14 protein-coding genes are annotated in these 15,956 nt (G+C 66.4%); 9 read left to right on the top strand and 5 right to left on the bottom strand.

Annotation, left to right across the window (positions count from 1 at the left end; translation table 11 throughout):
* The first annotated feature begins 9 nt into the window (after positions 1-9).
* From purC to QPC17_RS02285, 6 genes are read left to right on the top strand one after another with little or no spacing between them, the layout of a single operon-like run.
* Positions 10-720 (top strand): phosphoribosylaminoimidazolesuccinocarboxamide synthase, encoded by a 711-nt coding sequence (gene purC, locus QPC17_RS02260; RefSeq protein ID WP_068538509.1) that lies wholly within the window; start codon positions 10-12, stop codon positions 718-720.
* Between the two features lie 25 nt (positions 721-745).
* Positions 746-2,245: an amidophosphoribosyltransferase gene (gene purF, locus QPC17_RS02265; protein WP_285347418.1), complete on the top strand. Its 1,500-nt coding sequence runs from the start codon at positions 746-748 to the stop codon at positions 2,243-2,245.
* Complete coding sequence (gene purM, locus QPC17_RS02270; RefSeq protein ID WP_062613866.1) at positions 2,242-3,273, top strand: phosphoribosylformylglycinamidine cyclo-ligase; 1,032 nt, start codon at positions 2,242-2,244, stop codon at positions 3,271-3,273. The genes purF and purM overlap by 4 nt, the downstream gene beginning before the upstream one ends.
* Positions 3,270-3,839, top strand: coding sequence for a phosphoribosylglycinamide formyltransferase (purN, locus tag QPC17_RS02275; RefSeq protein ID WP_068538507.1), 570 nt, complete (start codon positions 3,270-3,272; stop codon positions 3,837-3,839). The genes purM and purN overlap by 4 nt, the downstream gene beginning before the upstream one ends.
* Complete coding sequence (gene purD / locus QPC17_RS02280) at positions 3,836-5,110, top strand: phosphoribosylamine--glycine ligase (RefSeq protein ID WP_068538506.1); 1,275 nt, start codon at positions 3,836-3,838, stop codon at positions 5,108-5,110. The genes purN and purD overlap by 4 nt, the downstream gene beginning before the upstream one ends.
* Positions 5,111-5,119: 9 nt before the next feature.
* On the top strand, positions 5,120-8,854 hold the full coding sequence (locus QPC17_RS02285; protein WP_246783060.1) for a phosphoribosylformylglycinamidine synthase: 3,735 nt from the start codon (positions 5,120-5,122) through the stop codon (positions 8,852-8,854).
* Between the two features lie 27 nt (positions 8,855-8,881).
* Here QPC17_RS02285 and QPC17_RS09645 read toward each other — a convergent pair whose 3' ends face one another.
* The 4 genes from QPC17_RS09645 to QPC17_RS02300 all read right to left on the bottom strand — a co-directional run bounded on the left by QPC17_RS09645 (position 8,882) and on the right by QPC17_RS02300 (position 10,650).
* The gene (locus QPC17_RS09645) at positions 8,882-9,112 is read right to left on the bottom strand and encodes a DUF8462 domain-containing protein (RefSeq protein ID WP_489749503.1); all 231 of its coding nucleotides are present in this window, start codon (positions 9,110-9,112) and stop codon (positions 8,882-8,884) included.
* Positions 9,113-9,149: 37 nt separating this feature from the next.
* Complete coding sequence (locus QPC17_RS02290) at positions 9,150-9,734, bottom strand: P-loop NTPase family protein (RefSeq protein ID WP_285347419.1); 585 nt, start codon at positions 9,732-9,734, stop codon at positions 9,150-9,152.
* The gene (locus QPC17_RS02295; protein WP_246825722.1) at positions 9,718-9,993 is read right to left on the bottom strand and encodes an ATP-binding protein; all 276 of its coding nucleotides are present in this window, start codon (positions 9,991-9,993) and stop codon (positions 9,718-9,720) included. Before QPC17_RS02295 ends, QPC17_RS02290 begins: the two co-directional genes overlap by 17 nt.
* Before the next feature lie 360 nt (positions 9,994-10,353).
* On the bottom strand, positions 10,354-10,650 hold the full coding sequence (locus QPC17_RS02300) for a WhiB family transcriptional regulator (protein WP_062613954.1): 297 nt from the start codon (positions 10,648-10,650) through the stop codon (positions 10,354-10,356).
* Between the two features lie 189 nt (positions 10,651-10,839).
* Here QPC17_RS02300 and guaB point away from each other — a divergent pair, with 189 nt between their 5' ends.
* Positions 10,840-12,342, top strand: coding sequence for an IMP dehydrogenase (guaB, locus tag QPC17_RS02305; RefSeq protein WP_062613870.1), 1,503 nt, complete (start codon positions 10,840-10,842; stop codon positions 12,340-12,342).
* A gap of 111 nt (positions 12,343-12,453) precedes the next feature.
* On the opposite strand, the gene QPC17_RS02310 is transcribed toward guaB, so the two are convergent.
* The gene (locus tag QPC17_RS02310) at positions 12,454-13,137 is read right to left on the bottom strand and encodes an exonuclease domain-containing protein (RefSeq protein ID WP_251769406.1); all 684 of its coding nucleotides are present in this window, start codon (positions 13,135-13,137) and stop codon (positions 12,454-12,456) included.
* Positions 13,138-13,253: 116 nt separating this feature from the next.
* On the opposite strand from QPC17_RS02310, the gene QPC17_RS02315 reads away from it, so the two are divergent.
* Complete coding sequence (locus tag QPC17_RS02315) at positions 13,254-14,369, top strand: GuaB3 family IMP dehydrogenase-related protein (RefSeq protein WP_068538503.1); 1,116 nt, start codon at positions 13,254-13,256, stop codon at positions 14,367-14,369.
* Positions 14,370-14,460: 91 nt separating this feature from the next.
* Positions 14,461-15,843: a class II fumarate hydratase gene (locus QPC17_RS02320; protein WP_062613873.1), complete on the top strand. Its 1,383-nt coding sequence runs from the start codon at positions 14,461-14,463 to the stop codon at positions 15,841-15,843.
* The last annotated feature ends 113 nt before the right edge of the window (positions 15,844-15,956 follow it).

The raw sequence follows: 15,956 nt of genomic DNA on the forward strand, positions 1-15,956 counted from the left end.
CGCAGGAACATGTACGGTCCCCAGCTTTACGAAGGCAAGGCAAAGAAGGTTTACGCAACGGACAACCCGGAGCAGGTTGTGGTGTCCTACAAGGATGACGCCACGGCGTTCGACGGCCAGAAGAAGGGCACGATCGCGGGCAAGGGTGTGGTCAACAACCGCATGTCGAACCTGGTGATGCGCATCCTCGAGGAGCACGGCGTGCCCACCCACTACGTGGAGGAGCTGAGCGACCGTGACACGATCGTGAAGAAGGTGGACATCGTCCCGCTCGAGGTCATCATCCGCAACGTGTCGGCCGGCTCGTTCGCCAAGCGCTACGGCGTGGAGGAGGGCATCGTCTTCGACGTCCCCACGATCGAGTTCTCCCTCAAGGACGACGCCCTGGGCGATCCGCTCATCAACTCCTACCACGCCCTCGCTCTCAAGCTTGCCACCGCTGAGGAGATCGAGCAGATCAAGGACTACACGTTCACGGTCAACCGCGTCCTGTCCGAGTACTTCGCCACCCTCAACCTGCGCCTGGTGGACTTCAAGGTCGAGTTCGGCCGCCTCGCGGATGGCACGATCGTGCTGGCGGATGAGATCTCCCCGGACACGTGCCGCCTGTGGGACCTGGATACGGGCGAGAAGCTGGACAAGGATCGTTTCCGCCGCGACCTGGGCGGCGTCGAAGAGGCCTACGCCGAGGTCATGGCGCGCGCCCTGGGCAACAAGTAACAAGTAGCGGGAGTTTAGGCCACCAATGGCTCTTGAAGAGGAATGCGGGGTCTTCGGGGTTTTCCGGCCCGAGGCCGGTTATGTCGCGCACGATTTGTACTACGCCCTTTACGCCTTGCAGCACCGCGGGCAGGAGAGCTGCGGGATCGTGGTCAACGACGACGGCGTGTTCGCCGAGCACCGCGACGTCGGCCTGGTCGGTGACGTCTTTACTGCCCCTGTGTTGGAGCGCCTGGGGACGGGCGAGATGGCGACGGGCCATGTGCGCTACGGCACGACGGGCTCGCGTAGCCGGATCAACGCCCAGCCGCTCGTGGTCAACCACATGAAGGGCACGCTGGCGATCGCCCACAACGGCAATCTGGCCAACGCCTCCGAGCTCCGCCGGGAGTTGGAGATGCGCGGCTCGATCTTCCAAACGACCACGGATACCGAGGTGATCTCGTACGAGATCATCCACGAGCGTCTGCGCACCAAGTCGATCGAGGCCGCTGTTGAGTCGGCGATGAACTACCTGGTGGGGGCGTATTCGTTGGTGGTGATGTCGCCGCAGAAGCTGCTGGCGATTCGCGATCCGCACGGTTTTCGCCCGCTGTGTATCGGCACGCTCGACGACGGTGGAGTCGTCTTCGCGTCGGAGACGTGTGCGTTGCACGCGGTGGGCGCCACCTACCTGCGGGATGTGGAGCCGGGGGAGATCGTCATCGCCGAGCGCGCGCCGGAGGGGGCGCAGGCCCCGATTTCGCTGCGTTCGATTCGCACGCACTGCGGCACGACCCCGCACACGGCCTGCGTGTTTGAATACATCTACTTTGCGCGCCCGGATTCGGACGTGGATGGGATGAGCGTGCATACCGCCCGCCAGCGCGCGGGCCGCTTCCTCGCCCAGTCACACCCGGCGGAGGCGGACATCGTGGTGGGCGTGCCCGATTCGGGGCTTGACGCCGCGATGGGCTTCTCCCAGGAGTCCGGTATTCCATACGACACGGGATTCATCAAGAATAAGTACATCGGGCGTACCTTCATCTCCCCGGGCCAGTCCAGCCGTGAGCGTGGGGTGCGGATCAAGCTCAACCCGGTGCCGTCGGTGGTGGCGGGCAAGCGCGTGGTGTTGGTGGATGATTCGATCGTGCGTGGCACTACCTGCAAGCGCATCATCCGCCTGCTGCGCGAGGCAGGCGCCACGGAGGTCCACTTCCGGGTCTCGGCACCGCCGTTCCTCAACCCGTGCTACTACGGCACGGACATCGATTCGCGCGAGAAGCTCATCGCGTGCCATATGAGCGAGGAGGAGATCCGGCAGGATATCGACGCCGATTCGCTTGGCTACCTCTCGATCGAGGACGCGCGGCGGATAGCCGAGCCGGCGAAGATCGGTGGCTTTTGCACGGCGTGCTTCGACGGCAATTACCCCACCCCGGTGAGCGACCCGGAGGTGAGCCGCTACAAGCGGACGATTAGGACGGGCGTGGTCAAGACCGACGACACCCCCACGATGTGGCAGATGAAGGAGGCTCGCCCATGACGAGCGATTCCCATTCCGATTCCTACGCGGAGGCCGGGGTCGATATCACGGCCGGTTATCGGGCTGTGGAGCTCATGGCCCGGCACGTGGAGCGCACCCGCACCCCGGGCGTGGTCTCAGGTTTGGGCGGGTTTGGGGGCCTGTTCGCCCCGGAGGTGGCGGGCATGGAGCGCCCGATCCTCGTATCGGGCACGGACGGCGTGGGCACGAAGCTCAAGCTTGCCTTTGCGCTCGACCGCCACGACACGGTGGGTGTCGACTGCGTGGCAATGTGCGTCAACGACATCGTGTGCTCTGGCGCCCGCCCGCTGTTTTTCCTCGACTACATCGCGTGTGGCAAGAATGTTCCCGAGCGCATCGAGCAGATCGTGGCCGGCATCGCCGAGGGCTGCGTGCAGGCGGGAGCGGCGCTGATCGGCGGGGAGACGGCCGAGATGCCGGGCTTCTACCCCGAGGATGAGTACGACCTCGCCGGCTTCGCGGTGGGCATGGTGGACGAGGCGAAGATGATGAAGAACGAGGCCCTGCCGGGCGACGTCGTGATCGGGCTTGCGTCCTCCGGCGTGCATTCGAATGGCTTTTCGCTGGTGCGCCGCGTGTTCGACATGGACCCGGAGGCCCTCGGCACGCACTACCCGGAGTTGGGCCGCACGCTCGGCGAGGCGCTCATCGAGCCGACGAAGATCTACGTGAGGCCCATCCTGGCGCTGGCCGAGGCGGTGGACGTCAAGGCGGTCAGCCACATCACCGGCGGCGGCCTGTACGAGAATCTGCCGCGCGCCCTGCCCGCCGGGCTTGGCATGCGGATTGACACAGCCGCGATCGCCCGCCCGCCGATCTTCGACCTCATCGCGCGCGAGGGTGACATCCCCGAGCGCGACATGTACAACACGTTCAACATGGGCCTGGGCATGGCCGTGGTGGTCAGCCCCGACGACGTCGATGGGGCACTTTCCGCCCTGGCCGCCGCGGGCGAGCCGGGCACCGTGATCGGCGAGGTCACCGCGTCGGAGGGCATCGAGCTGTGAGGGTAGCTGTGCTCTGCTCGGGCGGGGGAACCAACCTCCAGGCGCTCATTGACGCCGCGGCCGATGGCCGCCTCCAGCACGCGCAGCTGGCGCTCGTGGGCGCGGACCGGGACTGCTTCGCGCTTGAGCGCGCCGAGCGGGCCGGGATCTGCGCCGTGCGCGTGGCGACCAGCGACTTGGCCCGGGTGCTCGAGGAGGCCGCGATCGACGTCGTGGTGCTGGCCGGGTACCTGGCGATCGTGCCGGCCGAGGTCACGAGCGCCTACGCGGGCCGCATGATCAACATCCACCCCTCGCTCCTGCCGGCCTATGGCGGCCCGGGCATGTACGGCCTGCGCGTCCACGAGGCCGTGTTGGCCGCGGGCGAGGAGGTCACGGGCGCCACTGTACACCTGGTCACCGACGAGGTGGACGGCGGGCCGATCCTGTGCCAGGCCGAGGTGAAGGTCGAGCCGGGGGACACCCCGCAGTCGTTGCAGGCGCGTGTGATGGAGCAGGCCGAGTGGCGTCTGTTGCCGGCCGCGCTCGCGGAACTAACGCAGAAGCTGGAAGGGGCTGGCCGATGAAGGTCATGGTCATTGGGTCGGGCGGGCGCGAGCACGCGATCGTGCGCAAGCTGGCGCAAAGCCCGCGCGTGAGCGAGATCGTGGTGGCGCCGGGCAATGCCGGCATCGCCCGCGAGGACGGCCGGGGAGCCGCCGTCACCCGCGTGCCGATCGGCGCGCTCGACATCGATGAGCTGGTCACCTACGCCGCATCGAACGCGGTAGACTTCGCCGTCGTCGCCCCGGACGACCCGCTCGTGGCCGGCGCGGTGGACGCCTTCGCCGCCGCCGGGATCCCCGCCTTCGGCCCGAACGCGGCCGCCGCCCAGATCGAGGGCTCGAAGTCGTTCGCGAAGGCCTTCATGGCCCGCCACGCCATCCCCACCGCCGGTTACGCCGTCTACGACGACGAGGCGGCGGCCCTCGCCCACATCGCCACCTGCCCGCTGCCCGTGGTGGTCAAGGCTGACGGCCTGGCGCTCGGCAAGGGCGTGACCGTGGCACTCACGCGTGAGGATGCCGAGTCGGCCGTGCGCGAGGCGATGGCGGGCCGCTTCGGCGAGTCCGGCAAGCGCCTGGTGATCGAGGAATTCCTGACCGGCCCGGAAGTGACCGTGCTGGCCTTCACGGACGGTAAGGCGATCCGCCCGATGGTGTCCGCCATGGATCACAAGCGCCTGCTCGACGGCGACCAGGGCCCGAACACCGGCGGCATGGGCGTCATTGCCCCGAGCCCGCTCTACACGCCTGAGGTCGCGCAGCGGTGCGAGCGCGAGATCTTCCGCCCCACCGTGGACGGCCTGGCCGAGGAGGGCACGCCCTTCACCGGCTGCCTCTACTTCGGCCTGATCCTTACCGAGGACGGCCCGAAGGTCATCGAGTACAACTGCCGCTTCGGCGACCCCGAGACCCAGGTGGTCCTCCCACTCCTCGAGTCCGACCTGCTCACCATCTTTGAGGCCACGACGAATGGGACGCTGGGCGAAGTCGACGTCGACTTCGCACCCGGCGCCGCCGCCTGCGTGGTCATGTCCGCTGAGGGATACCCGGCCTCGCCGCGCCGGGGCGACCCGATCGACCTGCCCGCCGACCTCGAGGAGCACGTGGTCATGGCCGGCGTGGCCGAGAACGAGGGCCAGCTGGTGACGAACGGGGGCCGCGTGCTCGGCGTCGTCGGCCAAGCCGATACCCTCGCCGGCGCCCTCGACCTCGCCTACGAGCGCACCGCGCGCATCTCCTTCGCCGGAGCCCACTACCGTACCGACATCGCCCACCAGTTCCGCCACCCGTAAAGGAAAATCATGCACCGCATCTACGTCGAAAAGAAGCCCACCGAACGCCTCGAGGCGGCGGCCCTCGCGTCCGAACTGCGCGACGTCCTCGGCCTGAACGTCGGCCAAGTGCGCGTGCTCAACCGCTACGACGTGGACGGGCTCACCGACACCGAGTTTGCCGCCGTCGTCCCCACGATCCTGTCCGAGCCGCCCGTGGACGTCACGTTCTCCTCGCTTGACGACGCCGACCTGGCCGGTCACGTCTTTGCCGTCGAGTCGCTGCCGGGCCAGTTTGATCAGCGCGCCGACTCGGCCGCCCAGTGCATCCAGATCCAGCTGTCCGGGCAACGCCCGGCCGTGCGGGCCGCGAAGGTCTATGCGATCGAGGCGGACGAGGCGGCGCTCGCGGCGATCAAGGGCTACGTCATCAACCCGGTGGAGGCGCGGGAGGGCGACCTGGCCCAGCCCGAGAGCCTGGAGGCGGACGTGACGGAGCCGGCCGACGTCGTGAGCGTGGAGCTGGTCGGCGCGACGGATGCCGATCTTGTTGCTCTACGCGCCGAGTTGGGGCTCGCTATGAGCGAGGCGGACCTGGCGATGCTGCGCGACTACTTCGCCGCCGAGGGCCGCCAGCCCACGATGACCGAGGTCAAGGTGGTGGACACGTACTGGTCGGACCACTGCCGGCACACCACGTTCAACACGATCTTGGACGAGGTAACCTTCGCCGCCCCGCAGGTCGAGCAGGCCTTCCAGACCTACGTGGACGCGCGCGCCGAGCTCGGGCGCACCAAGCCCGTCACCCTCATGGACATGGGCACGATCGGTGCGAAGGTGCTGCGCTCGCGCGGCAAGCTCGTCCATCTCGACGAGTCGGAGGAGATCAACGCCTGCACGATCCGCCGCGACGTGGAGGTGGACGGCAGGGCCGAGCCGTGGCTCATCCTGTTCAAGAACGAAACGCACAACCACCCCACCGAGATCGAGCCCTTCGGCGGGGCAGCCACCTGCATCGGCGGTGCCATCCGCGATCCGCTGTCCGGGCGCGGCTACGTGCACGGCGCCATGCGCCTGACCGGCTCCGGCGACCCGCGCACGCCCCTGTCCGACACCCTCGAGGGCAAGCTGCCCCAGCGCGCGATCGCCCAGCGCGCGGCCGCGGGCTACTCCTCCTACGGCAACCAGATCGGGCTGGCCACCGGCATCGTAGATGAGATCTACCACCCCGGCTACGTGGCCAAGCACATGGAACTCGGTGCCGTGGTCGCGGCCGTGCCGGCCGACCAGGTGCGGCGCGAGGAGCCGACGGCGGGCGACGTCGTTGTGCTAGTTGGCGGCGCCACCGGGCGCGACGGCATCGGCGGGGCCACCGGCTCGTCCAAGACACACACCACCGAGTCCCTTACTACGGCCGGCGCCGAGGTCCAGAAGGGCAACGCGCCCGAGGAACGCAAGCTCCAGCGCCTCTTCCGCAACCCGGACGCCTCCCGCCTCATCAAGCGATGCAACGACTTCGGCGCGGGCGGCGTCGCCGTGGCTGTGGGTGAACTCACCGACGGGCTCGACATCAACCTCGACGCCGTGCCCAAGAAGTACGAGGGCCTGGACGGCACCGAGATCGCGATCTCCGAAAGCCAGGAGCGCATGGCCGTGGTGGTCGAGGCCACCGACGCCGAGGAGTTCATCGAGCTCGCCGCCTCCGAAAATCTGCAGGGCACGATCATCGCAACTGTCACCGATTCGGCCCGCCTGCGCATGTTCTGGCGCGGGGCGCCGATCGTGGACATCGCCCGGTCCTTCCTCGACACGAACGGCGCCGAGCAGCGCGCTCGTGCCGATGTCGCGCCCGCGGGAGACTGGCGCGCCACCGCCCTGGGGCGTGCCGGATCGTTCGCCGAGCGCCTGGCCGAGGTGGCGGGCGACCTCAACGTGGCCTCCAAGAAGGGGCTCTCCGACCGCTTCGACTCCACCGTGGGCGCCGGCACCGTGCTCATGCCCTACGGCGGCACCCGCCAGGCCACCCCGATCCAGGCGATGGCCCACCGCCTGCCCGCCTTCGCCGCCACCGACGCCGCGACCGTCATGGCCTGGGGCTACAACCCCTACCTCAGCGAGGCCAGCCCCTTCCACGGCGCCTACCTCGCGGTGATCGAGTCCGTGGCCAAGCTCGTGGCCACGGGGGCCAGCGCCGACGACGTCTACCTCTCCTTCCAGGAATACTTCGAGGGCCTGGGCGAGGACCCGGCCCGCTGGGGCAAGCCCGTGGCCGCCCTGCTCGGCGCGCTCGAGGCCCAGATCGGGCTCGGCACCGGCGCGATCGGCGGCAAGGACTCGATGTCCGGCTCCTTCCAGGACCTGACCGTGCCGCCCACGCTCGTGTCCTTCGCGCTCGCGGTGGACGACGCCGGGCACATGGTCCCCAACCAATTTAAGGCCGCCGGCAACCGGGTGACGGTGCTCCGCCCGCGGATGGCTGAGGGCGGGGCGCTCGCGGGCCTGCCCGAGCCTGAGTCGCTGCTCGAGGTTTTTACCCAGGTCACCGAGCTGCTACGCAGCGGTGCGGTGGTCAGTGCATACACGCCCGGCCGCGGCGGCCTCGCCGAGGCCGTGGTGAAGATGGCCGCCGGTGAGGGGCTTGGTTTTGACTTCGAGGGCGCCGACCTCGACTCGCTCTTCGACTACGCCTACGGGGCCTTCGTGCTCGAGTGGGCCGACGGTGTGGGGGCTGAGGGGGTCGGCGGTACCGCAGGGGGTGGCGCGGACGGCGTCGTCGGCGAGGTGCTCGGAACCGTGGCGCCGGAGGGCTTCTCCTTCGGCGAGGAGCGCGTGGCCAGCGCCGAGATCTTCGAGCTCAACGAGTCCGTGCTCGACGTCGTCTACCCCCGCCACGCCGACCAGCCCGGCGAGGTGCCGGCGAACGTGGGGAGCCAGCCGCGCGTCGTCAATACGAAGGGGGCGGCAAGGGCCGGCGTGAGCGCCCTCATCCCCGTGTTCCCTGGCACGAACTGCGAATACGACACCGCGCGGGCCGTTCAAGCCGCGGGCGGCAAGGCAAACGTGTTCGTGGTGAAGAACCGTAGCGAGGAGGACATCGCGCGCTCGGTGGAAGGATTCGCCGCCGCGCTCGCCGATTCCCAGATGCTCGTCATCCCCGGCGGATTCTCCGGCGGCGACGAGCCCGACGGCTCAGCCAAGTTCATCACCTCGTTCCTGCGCAACGAGGCTCTGGTGGAGGGCGTGGGCCAACTGCTGGATCGCGACGGTCTCATCCTTGGCATCTGCAACGGCTTTCAGGCCCTGGTCAAGCTCGGGCTGGTGCCGTACGGCAAGATTGTGGAGCCGCGCCCCGAGGCACCCACGCTCACCTTCAACCGGATCGGCCGCCACCAGTCGAGCATCGTGCGGGTGCGGGTGGAGAACACTTCCAGCCCGTGGCTGGCCGGGGTCAAGCCGGGGGAGGTCTACTCGGTGCCGATCTCCCACGGCGAGGGCCGTTTCCACGTGTCGGACCAGGACCTGCAGGCGATGATCGCGGGTGGGCAGATCGCCACCCGCTACGTTGACCTGGCGGGGGAGCCCACCATGGACATCGCCGCCAACCCCAACGGCTCAGTGGCCGCGATCGAGGGCATCACCTCGCCCGACGGGCGTGTATTTGGCAAGATGGGCCACGCCGAGCGCATCGGTGCAAACCTCTACCGCAACGTGCCGGGCCGCTACGACATGAGGCTCTTCGAGTCGGCGGTGGCCTACCTGGGGTAGGGAGGCCACCGACACCGGCGCACAAACCTACTTTTGCCCCTTGCGGTGGCGCTTCTGGGGTACGACGACGTCGGGTATCTCGCGTTGCATGAAGCGGTCAAACTGGGGGACCGTGAGTGACGCGTAGCCGTGTGTAGGAGTGTAAAGCAAGCCCATGTTGATCAACTCTGACCGCGTGGGCCCGAGGCTTTGTGAATCGCGATGCATCACCTTAGCTACAGCACTAGCCTTTTGAGGACCGGGTCCGAGCTCTGCCATAGCGCGGAGATAAGCAGCTTGAAGTGGGGTGGCGCGGTCAAGGCGAACGCGGAAGAACGACACATCCAAACCTGACTCGAAAATCGGGATCGACCTCTCGACATCGTGGCGTCGAATCGGGGATTCCGGTGCCACCCCCCCACACAGCAGATCCAAGCTCCTGAATAAAATAGGGGTACCCCTCAGTGACGTCGATCGCGCATTGCAGTGCGTCTTCTTCCCAAATCACACCTTCTTGGCGTGCTGGATCAGCGAACGCTTTGCGTGCATCGTCTTCGTCAAGCGAGTCAATCTTTGGAAAAGTAAACAGGCGCTCCGAATACGATTTCGCATCTCCAGCCAACTCGGCGATCTGTGGTAGGCCAGCTCCCACCAAAGTGATAGGCAGAGCGCGCTGAACGGTCTTGTGAATGGCCATGATGAGGGATTCCAACTGGTTGCGATCCAGGAACTGGATTTCATCGATCAGTAGGACCACTCCGCACTTATGTGCTTGGGCTGCTTCTCCCACGCTCACGAGAAGCTCGGTCAAGTCATATTCGAGTACTTGTGAATCAGCTAGACCGTCAAAATCAGTGATATTGAGGCCTGCGCTGATAGCTCCATCAGGATCGAAGCTCATAGAAAATGAGCCGAGGACCCGTGCCGCCCTTTCGAGGCGAGCGTCCCATCTTTTTCGAGGGCGAAATACGCAACAGTGCGGTACGAAGCCTCATGGCAATCTGCTGCCGGAACCGATTCTCATCGTGTTTTGATGCTTCGAACTCGACAGTGACCCACCCCGAATACTCGGCGCGCTCACGAAACTCGTTAAGCAGAACAGTCTTGCCAACTCCGCGCAACCCGGTGATGATCATCGAGCGGGCGGGGCGGCCTTTCATGCTCCTAGCCAAGAGAATCTCAAATCTATTCAGTTCATCCTCACGGCCAGCAAGAACGGTGGGTTTCGCACCTGCATTGGGGGTGTACGGGTCATCGACGTACTGTACGTACTAATTTTATCAGGTTTATGCATTTATGGGCATTTTATCTAACTAAGCTAAAGCGCCCATAAATACATAAAATAGCGATAAATGGATAAAATCGGTCGGTTCGAGGCTGTGTGGCTATGTCGCCTCGGGTGAATCACCCTCGCCGCCGGCGCCGGATTAAAATATCTTGGACGTTTTCGGGGCGATCTCCCCATATGGGGAGATCGCCCCGAAAACGTCCAGTGAATTGAAACCGGTTGCCGTGCCTGGCTAGGAAGCGCGGCTGCGGCGGCGCTGACGCGACAGGCGGTTGCGCTCTTCTTCCGACAGGCCACCCCACACCCCGTAGGGCTCGTTGTGGGAGAGGGCGTACTCGCGGCACTCGTCGAGAACGGGACAGGTTTGGCAGATTCGCTTCGCTCGTTCGATGCGGCGCCGGCGCGGACCGCCGCGCTCACCTTCGGGATGGAAGAAGAACTCCGGATCCATCGTGTTGCACGATCCCAGTGCCTGCCAGTCCCAATAGTCGACCAGTGCGCCCTGCACATCCTTGATGCGAGCTACCACGTTCACTTCCTTCGAGTCGCTCAGCGCCATATCTCGGCGTCGTGAGAATCCACTAACGACAGTACCCTACACGCCCATTTTTTGGAATAGTCCAAGTTCAGCGCTGAGAAAATGTCTGGACATCGGATCGTGGTGAACGCGGCATGAGATCGGGTGTAGTTGTGCTGGCCAGCCGCATATGATGGAAAGGTGACTAATGATCCTTTCGCACTTGTTGGTTTAACCTACGATGATGTCCTCCTCCTGCCGAATGCCACGGATGTGGTGCCGTCCGAGGTTGACACCACGTCACGATTGACTCGCAACATTTCCGTGCGCGTCCCGCTGCTGAGCGCGGCGATGGATACTGTGACGGAGGCGGGCATGGCGATCGCGATGGCGCGCCAGGGCGGTATTGGTATCCTGCACCGCAACCTCTCGATCCCTGACCAGGCGCAGCAGGTACGCGTGGTCAAGCGCTCGGAGTCGGGCATGATTTCTGACCCGGTGACGATCGGCCCGGACGCCACGATTGACGAGCTGGACGCGCTGTGCGGCCAGTACAAGATTTCGGGCCTGCCGGTGGTGGACGAGGGCAACACGCTGCTCGGTATCATCACCAACCGCGACCTGCGGTTCATCCCGCAGGAACAGTGGGCTACGATGCGGGTGTCCGAGGCGATGACGCCGATGCCGCTGGTCACCGGCCGTGAGGGGATCGTGCGTGAGGAGGCTGCCCGCCTTCTGCGCGAGAACAAGATTGAGAAGCTTCCCCTGATCGACGACGACGGCCGTCTCACCGGCCTCATCACGGTCAAGGACTTCACCAAGTCGGAGAAGTACCCGCACGCAACGAAGGACGAGCACGGCCGGTTGCGCGTGGGCGCAGCCGTTGGCTACTGGGGAGATGCCTGGGAGCGCGCCGAGGCGCTGGCCGAGGCGGGCGTGGACGTGCTGGTGGTGGATACCGCGAATGGTGAGGCCAAGCTGGCGCTCGACATGATCCGTAGGATCAAGGCCGACTCGCGCTTCGACGGCGTGGACGTGATCGGCGGCAACGTGGCCACCACGGAGGGTGCCCAGGCGCTTATCGACGCCGGAGTGGACGCGGTCAAGGTGGGCGTGGGCCCGGGCTCGATCTGCACCACCCGCGTGGTCGCCGGCATTGGCGTGCCGCAGGTGACCGCGATTCACCTGGCCTCCCTGGCGTGCGGCCCGGCGAACGTGCCGCTCATCGCCGACGGCGGCCTGCAGTACTCGGGTGACATCGGCAAGGCGCTCGCGGCCGGCGCCTCCACAGTGATGCTTGGCTCGTTGTTGGCGGGTTGCGAGGAATCTCCGGGCGAGCTTGTGTTCGTCAACGGCAAGCAGTACAAGTCCTACCGTGGTATGGGCTCGCTCGGCGCGATGAGTTCGCGCGGGCGCGTGTCCTACTCGAAGGACCGCTACTTCCAGGCCGACGTGTCCTCGGATGACAAGATCGTGCCCGAGGGCATCGAGGGCCAGGTGCCGTTCCGTGGTCCGCTCGGCTCGGTCATCTACCAGCTGGTGGGCGGCCTGCATCAGACCATGTTCTACACGGGCGCGCGCACGATTCAGGAGCTGAAGGACAAGGGCCGCTTTGTGCGGATCACCGCAGCTGGCCTGCGTGAATCGCACCCGCACGACATCCAGATGACGGCCGAGGCGCCGAACTACAGCTCGCACAACTAGACGCGACACTCGGGGCTCACCCCGAGGTGCCCAGGGCGGCGGCCGGTCGGCCGCCGCCCTCGCGCATTCCCGGGTGCCGGCCAGCTTCGGGCGGCACGGCCGGCGGGGGGCTTACCTGGCGATCGGCCAGCCGCGCGGCTCCGAGCTCGCGTTCGGTTTGTTGCGCGTGATGAAGTCCATGAATTCGTTGTAGGCCTTGCGCTGGTCGTTGATCACCACGTCGATCGGGGCCTCGGCCATGGCCGGGTACTTCTCCAGAATCCGATCGAGCACCCGCAGGGTCATGAGGACGTCCCCTTCGGCGTCGTGGAACGTTTCGGGCGCCACCCCGTAGTGCGCCGCGAGGTTTTCCAGGCGGCGCTTGCCCTTGCGGTAGCGGTCCACGTGCCGATCGAGGAAGTACGGGTCGATCACCGGGTAGACCTCGCCGCCCAGTCGATCGGCGAGCGTGGGCAGGCCGTGGCGGGCGAGCTCGGATTCGAGCAGCGTGATGTCATACGAGGCGTTGTAGGCCACCACAGGGTTGCCGCCGGCCATGTGCCGGGCCAGCATGTCCGCGACCTCGGCCAGCACCTCTACAGCCGGGCGCCCCTCGGCCCGCGCGCGTTCGGTGGTGATGCCGTGGACGGCGGCGGCCGCCTCGGGGATCGGCACGCCCGGCTCGGCGAGCCACGTGTAGCGTTCTTCGCGCCCGCCATCTTGGATGACGATCGCGGCGGTGACCAAGCGGTCATTGAACACGTCAATGCCCGTGGTTTCCGTATCAAAACCCGCGCGGGGGAGGGTGGTCCACATATCAGCTCCTTGTGTTTTCCCCCAGTCTAAATGGCGTCTCCGACACTTTTCGAAAGCGTCGTGCTCCCCGCCGCGCCCCACCCGGCGGTGGTGGCGCGATGGGCTAATCTAGAGGGGTGAGTGAAACGGAAATTGGGCGCGGCAAGCGCGCACGTGTTGGCTATTCTTTTGACGACATCTCGATCGTCCCCTCGCGCCGCACCCGCGACGCCGCCGACGTCTCGATCACCTGGCAGCTGGACGCGGCTCTGCTCGAGATCCCCATCATGGCAGCCCCGATGGATTCGGTGACCTCTCCGGCTACGGCGATCCGCATCGGCGAGCTGGGCGGAGTCGGCGTGCTGGACCTCGAGGGTATTTGGACTCGGTATGAGGACCCGGAGCCGATCCTCGAGCGGATCGCAAACGAACCGGAGGAAACGGCCACGGCCCTCCTGCAGGAGGTTTACCGCGAGCCGATCAAGGACGAGCTGATCGTGGAGCGCCTGGCCGAGATCCGCAATGCCGGCCAGATCGTGGCCGGCGCCCTGTCCCCGCAGCGCACCCAGGAATACTGGCGCACGGTGGCCGGCGCGGGCGTGGACTTGTTCGTCATCCGTGGCACCACCGTCTCCGCCGAGCACGTCTCCTCCAACCGTGAGCCGCTCAATCTCAAGCGCTTCATCTACGAACTTGACGTGCCCGTGATTGTGGGCGGCGCGGCGTCCTACACCGCGGCCCTTCATCTCATGCGCACCGGTGCCGCCGGCGTCCTCGCCGGCTTCGGCGGCGGGGCCACCACCGCCAACCGCCGCACCGTGGGAGTGGCGGTTCCGATGGCCACCACGGTCGCGGACGTGGCAGCCGCGCGTCGTGAATACATGGACGAAACCGGCGGGCGCTACGTCCACGTCATCGCCGACGGGCAGATCTCCACGTCGGGCGACCTAGTCAAGGCGATCGCGTGCGGCGCCGACGGCGTCATGCTTGGCACCGCCCTCGCTCGCGCCACCGAGGCACCCGGCCGCGGATACCACTGGGGTGCGGAGGTCTATCACCGCTCGCTCCCGCGCGGGGAGCGGGTCCATGTGGGCACGCGCGCGCCGCTGGAGAAGATTATCGGCGGGCCGTCGTCGTCGGCGGATGGCCTGACTAACTTCACCGGGGCGCTGCGCCACGCGATGGCGATGACCGGCTACCTTGACCTGAAGGAGTTCCAGCGCGTGCAGATCTCCGTGGGGCAGATTTCCTAAGGATACCCTAAGCTAGGAGCGCAAGGCCGTGGCTGACCCCCGGAAATCGTGGGAAAATGGCCGCGTCCACTTGAGTTGCGAAGGAGTGACCATGAAGTACCGCATTGAGCACGACACGATGGGCGAAGTGAAGGTTCCCGCTGACGCCCTCTACCGTGCCCAGACTCAAAGGGCCGTTGAGAACTTTCCGATCTCGGGCAAGACCCTCACGCCCCCGCACATCCACGCCCTGGCCCAGATCAAGCGCGCCGCCGCGATCGCCAACAACGAGCTCGGCGTGCTGGACGACGCGCGCAAGAACGCCATCGTCAAGGCTACCGACGCCGTGATCGCCGGCGAGCACGATGACCAGTTCCCGATCGATGTCTTCCAGACCGGCTCGGGCACCAGCTCCAACATGAACACCAACGAGGTGCTCTCCACCCTCGCCTCGAGCGACGAGCTGGACGTCCACCCGAACGACCACGTCAACGCTTCGCAGTCCTCCAACGACGTCTTCCCGTCCTCGATCCACATCGCGGCGCTGGCGGCGCTCCGCCACGACCTGCTACCCAAGCTCGCCATCCTCGCCGAGTCGCTCGAGGCGAAGGCGGAGGAGTGGAAGGGTGTGGTCAAGTCCGGGCGCACCCACCTCATGGATGCCACCCCGATCACGCTCGGCCAGGAGTTTTCCGGCTACGCCCAGCAGGTGCGCTACGGCATTGCGCGCGTTGAGGCCACGGAGGAGCGCCTGGCGGAGCTACCGCTCGGCGGCACGGCCGTGGGCACGGGCATCAACACGCCGGCCGGCTTCTCCGCCCGCGTCATCGAGCTGATCGCTGAGCACATGGACCTGCCCTTCGTGGAGGCCGCCAATCACTTCGAGGCGCAGGCCGCGCAGGATTCCCTGGTAGAGACCTCGGGCGCTCTGCGCACGGTCGCCATTTCGCTGGTCAAGATCGCCAACGACCTGCGCTGGATGGGCTCCGGCCCGCGCGCCGGCATCGGCGAGATCCACCTGCCCGACCTCCAGCCGGGCTCGTCGATCATGCCGGGCAAGGTCAATCCTGTGGTCCCGGAGGCCACGGTCCAGGTTGCCGCACAGGTCATTGGTAACGACGCCGCCATCGCGTTCGCCGGCGCCCAGGGAAATTTCGACCTGCTCGTTATGCTACCGGTTATGGCCCAGAACCTGCTTGAGTCGATCAACATCCTGGGTAATGTGGCCGAGGTGCTGGCCAAGCGCACGGTGGACGGGCTCGTGGCCAACGAGGCGCGATGCCTGGAGCTGGCCGAGTCTTCGCCGTCGATCGTCACCCCGCTCAACCGTCACATTGGGTACGAGAATGCGGCGAAGATTGCCAAGCACTCGGTCAAGGAAAACATCACGGTCAAGCAGGCCGCGATCGACCTCGGCTTCGTCGAGCGTGGCGAGATCGATGAGGAGACGCTGAACGCGGCCCTCGACGTCTCGACCATGGTGGGCGAGCGCTAGTATTCCAGCTGCCGGGCCGCCCGCGCGTCGCCGGGAAGCTAGCCCGACGACGCCGGCTGCCCGTCTCCCGGGTCATCCCTGGGTCTGAGCCCCCTCTATTCGCTGGGTGAATA

It is taken from the genome of Trueperella bernardiae (assembly GCF_030246965.1).
In the GTDB taxonomy this organism is placed as follows: Bacteria; Actinomycetota; Actinomycetes; order Actinomycetales; family Actinomycetaceae; genus Trueperella; species Trueperella bernardiae.